11 protein-coding genes are annotated in these 13,470 nt (G+C 69.9%); 5 read left to right on the top strand and 6 right to left on the bottom strand.

The annotated features are described in order from the left end of the window. Together AC1DYN_RS28760 and AC1DYN_RS28765 are read right to left on the bottom strand one after the other, a co-directional pair. Window positions 1–1,943: TonB-dependent siderophore receptor (locus AC1DYN_RS28760; protein ID WP_477965537.1), on the bottom strand; the 1,943-nt coding region annotated here is incomplete at its 3' end. 53 nt (window positions 1,944–1,996) lie between these two features. Further along, a complete protein-coding gene (locus tag AC1DYN_RS28765) occupies window positions 1,997–3,910 on the bottom strand; it encodes a cytochrome c/FTR1 family iron permease (protein WP_477965539.1) in 1,914 nt (637 codons plus the stop codon). A gap of 83 nt (window positions 3,911–3,993) precedes the next feature. Between AC1DYN_RS28765 and AC1DYN_RS28770 the strand changes: the two genes are divergently transcribed. The 3 genes from AC1DYN_RS28770 to AC1DYN_RS28780 all read left to right on the top strand — a co-directional run bounded on the left by AC1DYN_RS28770 (window position 3,994) and on the right by AC1DYN_RS28780 (window position 6,504). Then, the gene (locus tag AC1DYN_RS28770) at window positions 3,994–4,599 is read left to right on the top strand and encodes a TetR/AcrR family transcriptional regulator (RefSeq protein WP_477965541.1); all 606 of its coding nucleotides are present in this window, start codon (window positions 3,994–3,996) and stop codon (window positions 4,597–4,599) included. Window positions 4,600–4,672: 73 nt separating this feature from the next. Then, window positions 4,673–5,485: an oxidoreductase gene (locus AC1DYN_RS28775; RefSeq protein WP_477965543.1), complete on the top strand. Its 813-nt coding sequence runs from the start codon at window positions 4,673–4,675 to the stop codon at window positions 5,483–5,485. 17 nt (window positions 5,486–5,502) lie between these two features. Continuing rightward, window positions 5,503–6,504, top strand: coding sequence for an NADP-dependent oxidoreductase (locus AC1DYN_RS28780; protein ID WP_477965545.1), 1,002 nt, complete (start codon window positions 5,503–5,505; stop codon window positions 6,502–6,504). Here AC1DYN_RS28780 and AC1DYN_RS28785 read toward each other — a convergent pair. The 4 genes from AC1DYN_RS28785 to AC1DYN_RS28800 all read right to left on the bottom strand — a co-directional run bounded on the left by AC1DYN_RS28785 (window position 6,491) and on the right by AC1DYN_RS28800 (window position 10,774). Continuing rightward, window positions 6,491–7,999, bottom strand: coding sequence for a tripartite tricarboxylate transporter permease (locus AC1DYN_RS28785; protein ID WP_477965547.1), 1,509 nt, complete (start codon window positions 7,997–7,999; stop codon window positions 6,491–6,493). The two genes, AC1DYN_RS28780 and AC1DYN_RS28785, sit on opposite strands and share 14 nt — an antisense overlap. A 3-nt stretch (window positions 8,000–8,002) precedes the next feature. Continuing rightward, complete coding sequence (locus AC1DYN_RS28790) at window positions 8,003–8,428, bottom strand: tripartite tricarboxylate transporter TctB family protein (RefSeq protein ID WP_477965549.1); 426 nt, start codon at window positions 8,426–8,428, stop codon at window positions 8,003–8,005. Between the two features lie 106 nt (window positions 8,429–8,534). After that, entirely contained in the window at window positions 8,535–9,146 is a 612-nt protein-coding gene (locus AC1DYN_RS28795) for a hypothetical protein (protein ID WP_477965551.1), read from the bottom strand. Between the two features lie 14 nt (window positions 9,147–9,160). After that, entirely contained in the window at window positions 9,161–10,774 is a 1,614-nt protein-coding gene (locus AC1DYN_RS28800; RefSeq protein WP_477965552.1) for a hypothetical protein, read from the bottom strand. 190 nt (window positions 10,775–10,964) lie between these two features. Between AC1DYN_RS28800 and AC1DYN_RS28805 the strand changes: the two genes are divergently transcribed. Together AC1DYN_RS28805 and AC1DYN_RS28810 are read left to right on the top strand one after the other, a co-directional pair. After that, a complete protein-coding gene (locus AC1DYN_RS28805) occupies window positions 10,965–12,554 on the top strand; it encodes a bifunctional aminoglycoside phosphotransferase/ATP-binding protein (protein WP_477965554.1) in 1,590 nt (529 codons plus the stop codon). A 202-nt stretch (window positions 12,555–12,756) separates the two neighbouring features. Continuing rightward, window positions 12,757–13,470, top strand: a 714-nt coding sequence (locus AC1DYN_RS28810) for a glycoside hydrolase family 16 protein (RefSeq protein ID WP_477965556.1), incomplete at its 3' end; no start/stop codon positions are given.

A 13,470-nucleotide genomic window follows, 5' to 3' on the forward strand; every position in this document is an offset into this window, starting at 1 on the left:
GGCAGCGCCGCGATGCGCGTCACCGCCCACAGCCCGGCGCTCTGCTTCGGGATCGCCTCCAGCTGCTGGTCCAGCGTGGCCAGTTCGTCGGGCGTGCTGCCGGTTTCGGTGATGCGGGCATCGGTGTAGCTGTACTGCCCGGTGAACTCCCAGGCCGCCCACTGGCCGGCGAGCTCGAGCTCCACGCCCTTGACCGTGGCCTCGCCGAGCTGGACCGAGAAGTTCGGGTTCGCCGGGTCGTTGGTCAGGCGGTTCTTCTCCTTCAGCCGGTACACCGAGGCCGACGCGCTGATGCGCGACCCGGCCGGCTGCCACTTGACGCCGGCTTCCACCTGCTTGCCGCGCTTGGGCTTGAAGAGGCCGCCGGCGGCGTCGGTGCCGGTCTCCGGCTCGAAGGATTCGGAGTAGCTGAGGTAGGGCGACCAGCCGCCGTCGGCCAGCCACACGCCGCCGAGGTTCTTGCTGGTGGCGCTGTAGCTGGCGTTGTCGCCGCCGTCGACGGCGTTGCGCACGCGGTCGTGGCGCACACCGGCCACCAGCACCCAGCGATCGTCGAACTTGACCTGGTCCTGCAGCAGCACGCCCAGGCGCCGCGCCTTGGTGACGACCTCGGGCACGTCGGCCAGCGCCGGCAGCGGGAAGCTGCCGTACACCGGGTGGTAGACGTCGAGCGGCGTGGCCGCGAAGTCGCCGTAGTAGCGCTGGCCGGCGCGCGAATCGAAACCGTCCAGCCCGGCCAGCAGCGTGTGGGCGGTCGCGCCCAGGCGCAGCTTGCCTTCGAACAGCAGGTCGCCGTTGGTGACGCGGTCCTTGTCGTCGGAGGCGTAGAAGGTGCGGTTCAAATAGGTGCCGTTGGCGTCGGGCGTGCCATTGGCGTCGACGAAGCCGTCCCACCAGCTGGCGTACATCGTGCGCATCTTGCCGTCGGTGTTGTCGTTGCGCAGGCTGTGACGCAGCGTCCACTCGTCGCTGAGTTTGTGCTCGAACTGCCAGCCCAGGCTCCAGCGTGTGCCGCCGTAGCGGTCCCAGTCGGGCTCGCCGATGAAGGTCTGCATCGGGATCGGGCCGTTCGGTGCCGGCAGCAGCGTGCCCGCTGCCGGGAAGAAGGCGTTGGTGTTGCCGCTGCGGTCGCGCTGGTACTGCGTGAACAGCGTCAGCGAGGTGCCCGCGTCCGGCCGCCAGGTGAACGACGGCGCGAGCAGCTCGCGATCGTCGTCGGCGTGGTCGACCTGCGTGCCGCTGCGCTTGACCAGGCCGACCACGCGGTACAGCCAGGTGCCGTCTTCGGTCAGCGGGCCGGTGAAATCGGCCTGCAGCTGCTGGTGCTCGTCGCTGCCGAACTGCAGGCCGATCTCGGCGGCGCGCTCGGCCTGCGGCCGCTTCGAGACCAGGTTGACCACGCCGCCCGGGCCGTTCTGCCCGGCGATCACCGAGGCCGGCCCGCGCAGCACCTCGATGCGCTCGAAGCCGTAGGGCTCGCTGCGCACCAGGCCCCAGTAGCCGGTGGGCGGGCGGCGCAGGCCGTCGATCAGCGTCGAGCCGTTGCTGCCGCCGCGCAGCGAGAACCAGTCGCCGCGGTTGTCGATGCCATAGGTCTCGGTGCGCACGCCCGCGGTGTAGCGCAGCGCCTCCTGCAGGTTGGGCGAGGCCTGGTCGCGCACCGCATCGGCGGTGATGACCGAGATCGACTGCGGCACCTCGTTGAGCGGCGTGTCGGTCTTGGTGGCGGTGGCGCTGCGGGTCGCGCGGTAGCCGGGCACCGGGGAGGTGGCGGTCTCCTTCTCGGCGGTGGCCTTCACGCGCACCGTGGGCAGCGTGGCCTCGGGCGCCGAGGCGGCCGGCTCCGGCGTGGCGGCCGCCTGGGCTTGCGAAAGGGTGGGCGCCAAGGCCAGTGCCGCGGCCGAGGCCAGGGCGTGGAGGGGATGGAACTTCGAGAACTGCATGGAACGGATTCCCTCGGGTCGTCGTTGGATGTTTTTCGGGTTGCCGCGCCGCGTCAGGGTGCGGCGAGCTTGCGGCGCGCCGACAGCGCGCCGGCGACCACGAGGCCCAGGACCAGCACCTGCGCGCCGATCCCTTGCAGCGTCGGATGCACGCCGAGCAGCGGCACCGAGACGAAGGCGATCGGCTGCGCGCCGACCACGCCCGCCTCCTGCAGCGCGGCGATGCCGCTGCCGGCAAAGACCACCGCCAGCAGGGCGAGCAGCGCCGAGGTCGCGGCAAAGAACGGACCGATCGGCAGGCGTGCGCTGTAGCGCAGGATCGCCCAGGTCAGCAGCGCGAGCGCGAGCGCCGCGGCGGCAACGCCGGCGAGCACCGCCGTCTGCCCGGACGGCCCGGCCTGTACCCACAAGGCCTCGTAGAACAGGATGACCTCGAACAGCTCGCGGTACACCGCGAGGAACGAGACGCCGGCCATCGCCCACACGGTGCCCTTGCCGAGCGCGGCATTGACCTGCTCGCGGATGAAGTGCTGCCAGGCTTGCGCGTACGACTTGCTGTGCAGCCAGTAGCCGACGTACAGCAGCATCGCGGACGCGATCAGCGCGGTGATGCCTTCGGTGAGCTCGCGGTTCGCGCCCGAGATGCCGATCAGCGAACGCGCCACCCACCAGGTGGCGGCGCCCAGCACCAGCGCGGCGATCCAGCCCAGGTGGACGTAGCGCAGCGCGTCGCGCCGGCCTGTCTTTCGCACGAAGGAGAGGATGGCCGCGAGCACCAGGATCGCTTCCAGCCCTTCGCGCAGCAGGATCAGCAGCGAGCTGGCGAACGCAGTGCCTGGCGACAGGCCTTCGGTGCTGAGCTTGTCCTGCGCCTGGCGCAGCAGTTGATCGATGCCCGCCACCTGCGTGGCCAGCGTGTCGGCCGGCTGGCCGGCCGCGATCGCGCCGCGCAAGGCCATCATCTGCCGCTCGACCTCGACGCGGAGCGGGCCGTCGACCGTGTCGAGGCTGTTCTCGACCAGCTCGAAGCCTTCGAGGTACGCGGTGATGGCGAGTTGCCGGGCGCCTTCGCGGTCGCCGGCGCGGTAGCGCACCAAGGCCTCCTGCAGCTTGGCGCGCGAGAAGTCCAGCGGGGCCGGCGCGGCAGCCTGCAGCGCTTGCGGATGGGTGCCCAGGTAGCCGAGCACCAGCTCGGCCGACGCGCCGTGCTTCGCGATGGCCTCGGCCGGCGTGCGGGTCACGAGGTCTTTCAGCGACGCGGTGCCCGCACGGTCCTGGTCGCCGGCCTTCCAGAGGCTCTCGCCGGTGCGGATCTGTTCGGGCGTGAAACGCAGGCTGCCGACCCGCAGGGCCAGCGCCCAGCGGTCCTGCTCCGGCAGCTCCTGGAACGAACGCATCGGCGTGCCGGCCACGCCCAGCGTCAACGTGTTGTACAGGCCGTAGACGCTGCGCACGCGCATGCGCCCGGCGTCGTGGAAATTGGCCGGCGCGGGCTCCATGCCCTTGGCCAGCGGGCCGTCGCCGTGGCCGCTGCTGCCGTGGCAGGCGGCGCATTGCGCCTCGTACAGCGTGGCGACCGCGGCCATCGGCGGTGCCTGCTTCGGCGCGACCTCGATGCCGTAGGCGCGCACGACATCCCGGCGGATCTCATCGGCCAGCACGCTCACCGCCGTGCCGGCGGCCTTGCCGTCGACCAGCGCGCGCAGGCGTTCCGTCTTCGCCAGCAGCCCGGCGCGCTGCGGGTTCTCCGGCAATTGCGCGATCAGCGCCGAGGCCTGGGTGACGAACTCCAGCTGCTCCTGGTACTCGGCGGCGTCGAGCACCTTGCCCTCCTGCACCGTCGGCGGGTAGTCGACGCCGACGTAGTCCAGCAGGTGGACGATGGTCGGGCCGGCGTTGTCGGCCGCAGCGAAGGCGAGGGCGGGCCAGGCGAAGCAGGCCAGCAGCAGGAGGACGGCTCGATTCATGATCCGGCAATTCTAAATGCGAATCGATCGCGTTAAGAAATCGACCTGGCGCTGAAGTTCACCCTGCGGCCTTGAAAACATGTATGATGATCGTCATGCGAAACGACAAAGCCCACGCCCGCGCCGCCGCCAAGGAGGCCTCGCACGAACGCATCGTGTCCGCCGCCGCGCGGGCGATCCGCCGCAGCGGCTACGACGGCACCGGCGTCGCGGACATCATGAAAGAGGCCGGCCTGACGCACGGTGCTTTCTATTCGCACTTCGCGTCGCGCGAGGTCATGCTGGCAGAAGCGGCCCATCTCGCGTGCACCGAGTCTGCCGCCGCGGCGACCGAGGTGGCTGCCGCGGCGCCCCCGGGGAAGGCCCTGGAACACATGCTGCGTGCCTACCTGTCCAGGGAGCACGTCGCGCAGATCGAGCAAGGATGCCCGCTGGCGGCGCTGGGCTCGGAAACGCCGCGCCAGGCCCCGGAGGTGCGCCGGGCCACCACGCGCTACGTCAAGTCGATGATCGATCTCGTCGCCCGCCAGTCGCCGGACTGGGGCCAGCCCGCTGCCCACGAGCGGGCACTCGTGGCCATCGCGACCATGGTCGGGGCGCTGGTGCTTGCGCGCAGCGTCGATGAGCCCGCCCTGTCGGACCGGCTGCGCGAGGCGGCGCTGGAACAACTGCTCCCCGCCGGCACCTGATCGCTGCCGGCGTGTGCCGGTTCCTGGCTCGCCTCAACACATGATGATCGTAATGCGAAATGGAGAAAACCTGATGAACACGAAAGACAGCGTCGCCCTCGTCACGGGGGCTTCGTCCGGCATCGGCCTGGCGACCGCGCAGCGGCTGGCGAAGGCCGGGTACGCGGTGTACGGCACCAGCCGGCGCCCCCGCAGCGCGGGTTCGCGATCGTTCGAGATGCTGCGGCTCGACGTGACGCAGGACGATTCGGTCGAGGAAGCCGTCCAGGCCGTGCTGCAGCGCGAAGGCCGCATCGACCTGCTCGTCAACAACGCCGGCTTCGGCGTGTCGCCGGCGGCTGCGGAGGAGAGTTCGCTCGCGCAAGCCCATGCGATCTTCGACACCAACTTCTTCGGCATGGTCCGCATGACGCGCGCCGTCGTGCCGCACATGCGCCGGCAAGGTTCGGGGCGCATCATCAACATCGGCTCGGTGCTGGGCTTCCTGCCGATGCCCTACATGGCCTTGTATTCCGCCACCAAGCATGCCGTCGCCGGCTACTCCGAATCGCTCGACCACGAGCTGCGCACGCTGGGCATCCGGGTCTCGGTCGTCGAACCCGCCTACATCAACACGCCCTTCGACGCGAACCAGCTGCAGGCCGATGCGCCCCTCGACGTGTACCGCGAGGTTCGCGAGGGCGTGGAAAGAAGGGTCAAGGAAGTGCTCGTGGGCGCGGACGGACCCGAGGGGGTGGCCGACGTGGTGGTGCAGGCTGCCCTGGCAACCCATCCCAAGCTCCGCTACGCCCCGGGACTGGCCGGCCGCATGCGCCTGCTGCGCCGGTTTGCGCCGGCCGGCCTGCTCGACGCGGGCGTGCGCAAGGACTTGCGGCTCGAAGCATGAACACACCAGGAAACACCATGAAAGCACTCATCCTCGATCGATACGGCAAGCAGCGTGCGCCGCAGCTGGTGGACCAGCCCGTCCCGCCGCTGCGCGACGACGACGTCCTGGTGCAGGTCCACGCCGCGGGCGTGAACCTGCTGGATTCGAAGATCAGGAACGGCGAGTTCAAGCTGATCCTGCCGTACCGCCTGCCGCTCGTGCTGGGCCATGACGTGGCTGGTGTCGTCACGCAGGTCGGGCCGCGCGTGCGGCTGTTCAAGCCGGGCGACGAGGTCTACGCCAGGCCCGACGATTTCCGCATCGGCAGCTTCGCCGAATTCATCGCCGTCAAGGAGGACTCCCTGGCCCTCAAGCCCAAGTCCTTGACGATGGAAGAAGCGGCCTCCATCCCGCTGGTCGGACTGACGGCATGGCAGGCGCTGGTCGAGACGGCAAAGCTGAAGAAGGGCCAGAAGGTCTTCATCCAGGCCGGGTCCGGTGGCGTCGGCAGCTTCGCCATCCAGTTGGCCAAGCACCTGGGCGCCACGGTGGCCACGACCACCAGCAGCGCCAACGCCGAGCTGGTGAAGAAACTCGGGGCCGACATCGTCATCGACTACAGGAAGGACGACTTCGAGAACGTGCTGAAGGACTTCGACGTGGTGCTGCACAGCCAGGACACGGCGGCGCTGGAGAAATCGCTGCGCGTGCTGAAACCCGGCGGCACGCTCATTTCCATCTCCGGCCCGCCCGACCCGGCCTTCGCCGCGCGGATCGGCGCGCCGTGGTTCGTGAACCTGGTCGTCCGCCTGCTGAGTTCCGGCGTCAGGCGGCGCGCGATCCGCCATGGCCTGAACTACGCGTTCCTCTTCATGCGCGCCAGCGGACCCCAGCTGCGAGAGATCACCTCGCTGATCGAGGCCGGTGCCATCCGCCCCGTCGTGGACCGGGTCTTCGGGTTCGAATCGACGAACGAAGCCCTGGCCTACGTCGAGACCGGCCGCGCGAAGGGCAAGGTCGTCGTCAAGCTGCGGTAGCGGCCGGCTGGGCCTGTCGCCCGCGCGCCTTCAACACGAACGAGGTGAGCTGCCAGACGATGAACGCGGCGATCAGCGCCAGCAGCGTCGCGCTGATCGGCCGCGTGACGAAGGCGTTGAAGCTGCCGCGGCTCAGCAGCATCGCGCGGCGGAAGTTCTCCTCCAGCATCGGCCCGAGGATGAAGCCGAGCATCAGCGGTGCCGCGTCCATGTCGAGCCGGGCGAACAGGTAGCCGCCGAGCCCGAAGGCCGCGGTCACGAAGATGTCGTCGAGGTTGTTGTTGACGCTGTAGGTGCCGATGCAGCAGAAGAACAGGATCGACGGGAACAGCACGCTGTACGGGATCTTGAACACCGACAGCCAGTAGCGCACCAGCGGCACGTTCAGGACCAGCAGGAAACAGTTGCCCACCCACATGCTGGCCACCAGGCCCCAGAACAGGTCCGGGTGGCCGGCAATCATGTTGGGCCCGGGCTGGATGCCCTTGATGATGAAGGCCGCCATCATCAGCGCCATCACCGCGTTCTCCGGGATGCCGATGCTCATCAGCGGGATGAAGCTGGTGCGCGCCGCCGCTTCGTCGGCCGCCGCCTGGCCGGCCACGCCCTCGATGGCGCCCGAACCGATCTCGTCGCGGTACTTGCTGACCTTCTTGTCGACGGCATAGGCCGCGAACTGCGCGATCACCGGCCCGCCGCCGGGCAGGATGCCGAGGAAGGAGCCGATCACGCTGCCGCGCAGCGCGCTCGGGATGATGCGCTTGAACTCGGTCCAGGTCGGGATCAGGTGGATGGCGCCGTTGAACGGCGACCGCTCCTCGCGCGAATCCAGGTTCTTCGTGATCTCGGCGATGCCGAAGCAGCCGAGCGCCACGCTGACGAGGCCCACGCCGTCGGCCAGCATCGGCAGGTCCATCGTGTAGCGCGGCACGCCGCTGTTCACGTCGGTGCCGATCTGGCCCAGCAGCACGCCGATCAGGCACATGGCCATGCCGTTGAGCAGGCTGCCGGTGGTCACGAAGCTCACGCAGACGAAGCCCACCAGCATCAGCGCGCAGTAGTCGGCCGGGCCGAACAGGAAGGCCACTTCGCCGAGGCTGGGCGCCAGGAAGGTGAGCACGACGATGGCCACCGTGCCGCCGATGAAGCTGGACACGCCGGCGGTGAACAGCGCCAGGCCGGTCTTGCCCTTCAGCGTCATCTGGTAGCCGTCGATGCAGGCCACGATGCTGCTGGCATGCGGGATCTTCATCGTGATCGCGCTGACGCTGTCGCCGTACTGCGCGCCGTAGTAGATGCCGGCCAGCATGATGAGCGCGCCGGTGGTCGGGATCGAGTACGTCAGCGGCAGCAGCAGGCTGATGGTGGCCAGCGGCCCCAGGCCCGGGAGCAGGCCGACCAGCGTGCCCACCGTGCAGCCGATGGCGCAGAACAGCAGGTTCTGCAGCGTCAGCGCATGGCTGAAGCCGAAGGCGAGGTTGTGCAGGGCGTCCATGGTTCAGTACAGGTTCAGGCTCAGGCCGAGCAGCTTCTGGAACGCCAGCGCCACCAGGAACAGGCCGACCGACACCTTGAGGTTGCGCGCGATGGAGTACCGCGCCGAGCCGGCGAAGGCCGAGATGAACACCATCGCGACGATGCCCGCCGTCATGTTCAGCAGCCGCGAGACCAGCGCGAACGCACACAGGCTGCCCAGCAGCAAGGCGATGTTGGCCTTGTGGAATTCGAAGCGCGCCGACGCGACGAAGCGCGATCGCACGATGGTGGCCACCGCGATCAGCAGCAGCAGGCCGCTCATCATCAGCGGGAACAGCCCGGCCCCGGCGCGGCTGAGGTCGCCGATGGGGTAGCGCAGCGCGCCGAGTCCGAAGACCAGCGCGATGGCGGTCAGGAAGAGTCCCCGTGCAAGGTTTCTGTCGATCATGGTGGCTCCGTGAGAGGAAGCCCACTCTAGGGAGTGGGGCCCCTTCGGGTGCCATCGGTTTCTACCTACGACAGGTTGACGACAGGTTCAAGGGCGGACAGGCCGCTCACCGGGCCGCCAGCACCTGCCGTCCGGCGATGACGTCGTCGAGCTCTTGCAGGATCGCGGCCTTCATGCCCGCCGCCGGGTTCCAGGCGGTCGCTGCGGCGTCCGGGCCGCTGCCGAGCCAGCGCCAGCCGGCATGGCCGAAACGGCTCGCGGCGATCTCCAGGCGCATGCCGTCCGGGATCTTGCGATCCGCCTCGGCGCGCTGCAGCCGGGACTGCAGGGCCCCGGCCCATTCGAACAGGTCGGCGATCTCGGCCCGGGCCGGCTCGGCCTCGAGGTAGGCACCGCCCCAGGGCAACTGCACGAACAGCGCGAGCGCCTTGCCGACCAGGTAGCAGTGCACGGCCCAGCTGTTGGTGCCGTGGCCGTCGAAGCCGACGACGGCGTAGTCCGCCACGTCGGGCTGCGACTCGACCTCGGCCAGGAAGTGATCGAAATCGTAGGGCGTCGACGCCACCGGCCGTGTCGCGAACCAGCCGGGCGCCTGCGCTTGCAGCGATGCCGCCAGCGCTGCCGGCACGGGCGGGAAGGGCAGTTGCTCGGCCTCGAACAGTGCCCGGGCGGTGGACGCGGCGCGGCCGTGGCCCGGCGCGATGGTGGATGCATTCATGGGGATCGCTCTCATCACCAGTTGTTGTTCGGGGCGCGCGCATTGTCGCGTCCGCGTGCGGCCTGCAGGGCCAGCGCCCGGTCGCGCTCGCGCCCGAAATAGCTGTTCTGGCCGTTCAGCAGCCGTTGCACGTTCGGGTGGCCCCATTGCGACGGCTCGATGATGTGGCCGGAGGCCCGCAGCTGCGCAATGTGGTCCTTGACGCCTTCATGGCGCGCGATCGCCGCCTGGATCTCGGGTTCGCTCAGCTTGTTGCCCAGCATGGCCCGGATGTCGCGCGACGTCAGCGCATTGATCGCGCGCGCCATCCCGGTGTCGACCACCGGCGGCAGCGCGGTGCCGCGGAAGCCGTAGCGCAGCCGGTCGTGGTCGAGCTGCTGGATGCCGGCCGGGTCGGTCAGGTTCTTGCCGAAGCACTGGTCGTTGTCGATGCCCATCACCTTGGCACGACCGTCGGGCTCGATGTTGATGAAGTAGTTGTTGGCGTGGCGGTCGCCCTGGCCCGTCAGGTGGTCGAGCAGCTGCAGCTTGGTGACCTCGGCACAGACGTCCGGGCGGGCCAGCACGCCCGGGTCGGTCTCGGCGGCCGGCTTGCCGCGGGCGCGCTCCATGACCAGGCCGAGGTCGGGGTCGACGACGCCGCGGCCGGTGTCGATCACCGCCATGCGCGTGTCCGGCACCACGTCGAGGCCGAGTTTCTTCGCATACGAGACCGTCGCGATGTTGCGCATCGCGATCTGCGGATCGTGCCGCGGGATGCCGGTCGCCGCGGCGACCCAGCCGTTCTCGGTGGCGCCGAGCGGCTTGAAGACGCCGTCGAACGGGCTGCCGTCGGGGTTCTTGAGCTTGACCGCGAACACGGTGTTGAAGGCACCCGACCCGAGCTTCTTCGGCTTCTCCAGCACCTGCGCGTTGGTGAAGGCGGGCAGGGTGTCGGCCGTGACCTTCAGGTTCAGCTGCTTGTAGAGGCGGCCGATGTGGCGCGCGAGCGTCGGCACGTTGGTGGCCTCGCGCTGCTCCTTGCGGAGCAGCTTCTGCTGGCCCTGCGGCAGCTTCACCTGGATCGGGTAGCCGTCGACCTGCTGCCCGAGCGCCGGCCCGGGCCGCTGCGGCAGGCCCTGCGGCGCCGGTTGCTGCCACTGGGCCTGGCGCTCCCACGGATTGGGCAGCGCGGCCTGCGGACGCGCCGGCAACTGCGGCGGCCGTTGGGGCTGTTGCAGCTGTTGCGGCGGCCGTTGCGGCGGCGTCGGCTGCACCGCCGGCCGCTGCGCCGGGCGTTGCATCCACGGCTGCGGCACCGGCATCTGCATCGGCATCGGCGTCTGGGGTGGCGTCAGCGGCGGTGTCGGCAGGCCGGACGGATTCGGGCGCTCCCAGGGGTTGGGCAACGGCCGCTGCGCCGCGGCCCCGGCGCCGAGCAGGCGCAATGCCGCCACCTGCGCATTGCGCAGTGCCATGCCGCCGGCCTGCTTGACCGCGTTGCGGCGCCGCAGTGGCGAATCGGGCGGCGTCAGCGGCTGCCGGGCGCCGCCGGTGCGCTCGGGCGACGGGTTCGGGGTGCGGGTCGCCGCGATGTCCAGCTTCTGCAGCAGCCGGTCGAGCGGCCGGCCCTTGCCGATGGTGCTCATCGTGCGGCCTCGCGCCCGGGTGGGTTGTCGATCATCATGGTTTGCCTTTCCATGCGTCCAGGATCGCGCAGCGGGTCCGGCACCGGCGATGCACCAGCGAAGCCTTGTCGGCATTCGCGAAAGCGTCGCGAGAGCGGATCGTTTGCGCCTGCGCAAGGCGGCACGCCGGCCGCCGGCATAGCCTGTGCCGATGCCCCAGACCCCGATCTCGCTCGAGCACCAGGCGGCCATGGTCCGCAAGCTGCAGCAGATGCTGGCGGCGCAGCAGGACGAGCCCGCCACGCTGCTGGAGACGCACATCTCCTTCGTGCTGGTGTGTGGCGGCCATGCCTACAAGATCAAGAAGGCCCTGGCGACGCCGTTCCTCGACCAGTCCACGCTCGCGCTGCGGCAGCGGGCGTGCGACGAGGAACTGCGGCTGAACCGGCGCCTGGCGCCACGGCTGTACCTCGCGGCCGTGCCGGTCACCGGCACGGCGGACAACCCCGCCTTCGCCGGGCAAGGCGACGTCATCGACGTCGCCGTGAAGATGCGCGCCTTTGCGCAGGATGGCCTGTGGGATGCGATGGCAACGCACGGGCAGCTCGGCGCGGCGCAGGTTGATGAACTCGTGCGCGTGCTCGCCGGCTTCCATGCCGCGGCCGCGGTGGCCGACCCCGGCGGCCGGCTGGGGTCACCCGGGCAGGTGCGGGCACCGCTGCGCGAGAGCCTGGATGAACTCGAGGCCCTCGCCGGCCCGGCCAGTGGCGCCGGCCGCCTGGCGCCGTTGCGCAGCTGGGAAGCCGCGGCCTTCGAGCGCCTGCGTCCCGTGATGGCACGGCGCCTTGCGCAGGGAAGGGTGCGCGAATGCCACGGCGACCTGCACCTGGGCAACGTCACCGTGATYGACGGGCACAGCACCGTCTTCGACGGCATCGAGTTCAACGACGACTTCCGCTGGATCGACGTGATGAGCGAACTCGCCTTCATGGCGATGGACCTGCACGCCCACGGCCTGCCGCAGCTGGCGCACCGCTTCGTCAACGGCTACCTCGAGCAGTGCGGCGACTACGACGGCGTGCAGGTGCTCGACTACTACCTGGTGCACCGGGCGCTGGTGCGAGCCAAGGTGCACTGGCTGCGGGCCGCGCAGTGCGCCGCGCCCGAGGCAGCGGGCGCGGAACGCGCGGCCGGCGAGCGCTACCTCGACCTGGCGCTGCGCTTCAGCCGCCGCGATCGCGCAAAGGCGGTGCTGATGCTGACGCACGGCTTCTCCGGCAGCGGCAAGTCGACGCTGACGCAGGAGCTGCTGGAGACGCTCGGGGCGATCCGCATCCGCGCCGACGTCGAACGCAAGCGCCTGGCCGGCCTGCGGCCGCTCGATCGCGGCGCGCCGACGCTCTACGAGCCCGCCATGACGGCGGCCACCCATGCGCAGCTCGGCCGCCTTGCCGCCGTGGTGCTGCAAAGCGGCTACCACGCGATCGTCGATGCGACCTTCCTGCAGCGTGGCCAGCGCGAAGCAGCACGCCAGCTGGCTGCGCACCAGGGCGTGCGCTGCGCCGTGCTCGACTTCGACGCCAGCACCGCGCTGCTTCGCCAGCGCCTGCGGGAGCGGGCGGCCCGGGGCGCCGATGCGTCGGATGCCGACGAGGCCGTGCTCGCCGCGCAGATGCGCACGGCCGAGCCGCTGCAGGACGATGAATCCATGCCGGTCTTCCGCCGCGGGCCGGCGGATGCCGGCTGGGCGCCACTGCTGCAATGGCTGGCCGGCGAGCCGGTCGGCGCGCTGGCCGCCTGACCACCGTCCCCGGCGCAGGGGGGTGGGTTTCCTCGTAGCAAAGTGCAGCCTCTGAAACCGCTTGCATCCCGGCTAGGATCGCGCCCACGGGCCCGCCAGAGTGTCCCGGCATGCCGTGTCGACCGCCACCTTCCGACACCTCGAGGAACAAGAGATGAGAACACTGCGGATACTTTTCACGCTGTGCCTGGGACTGTTGACCTTGCCGTTCGCGCATGCGCAGAGCTGGCAGCTGGTCTGGCAGGATGAATTCCACGGCAGCATCGGGCCCGACTGGGTCTTCGAGACCGGCACCGGATCCGGGGGCTGGGGCAACAACGAGCTGCAGTACTACCGGCGCGAGAACGCGACGGTGGAGAACGATGCGCTGGTGATCACGGCCCGGCGCGAGGACTTCGGCGGCATGCGCTACACGTCCGCGCGCATGAAGACGCAGGGCACGAAGAACTTCCGGTTCGGCCGCATCGAGGCGCGCATCGCGCTGCCGGGCAAGCAGGGCACCTGGCCGGCCTTCTGGATGCTGGGCAGCAACCTCGGCAGCGTGGGCTGGCCGGCGTCGGGCGAGATCGACGTCATGGAGCAGATCAACACCGGCAGCGACGTGTACGGCACGGTGCACTGGCAGGCCAACGACGGCAGCCATGCCTCCTATGGCGGCCACATGGCGACCCGCATCCAGGACTACCACCTGTACGCGGTGGAGTGGAGCCCGACGACGATCCGCTGGTTCGTCGACGGCACGCAGTACCACGTCATCGACATCACCAACGGCGCCGGCGGCACCGACGAGTTCCAGCGCGACTTCTTCCTGCTGCTGAATATGGCGGTCGGCGGCAACTGGCCGGGCTTCAACATCGACGATGGCGCGCTGCCGGCGAAGATGTACGTCGACTACGTGCGGGTCTACACGCAGGGC

The sequence above is a fragment of the Rhizobacter sp. P2_D12 genome, assembly GCF_056404395.1.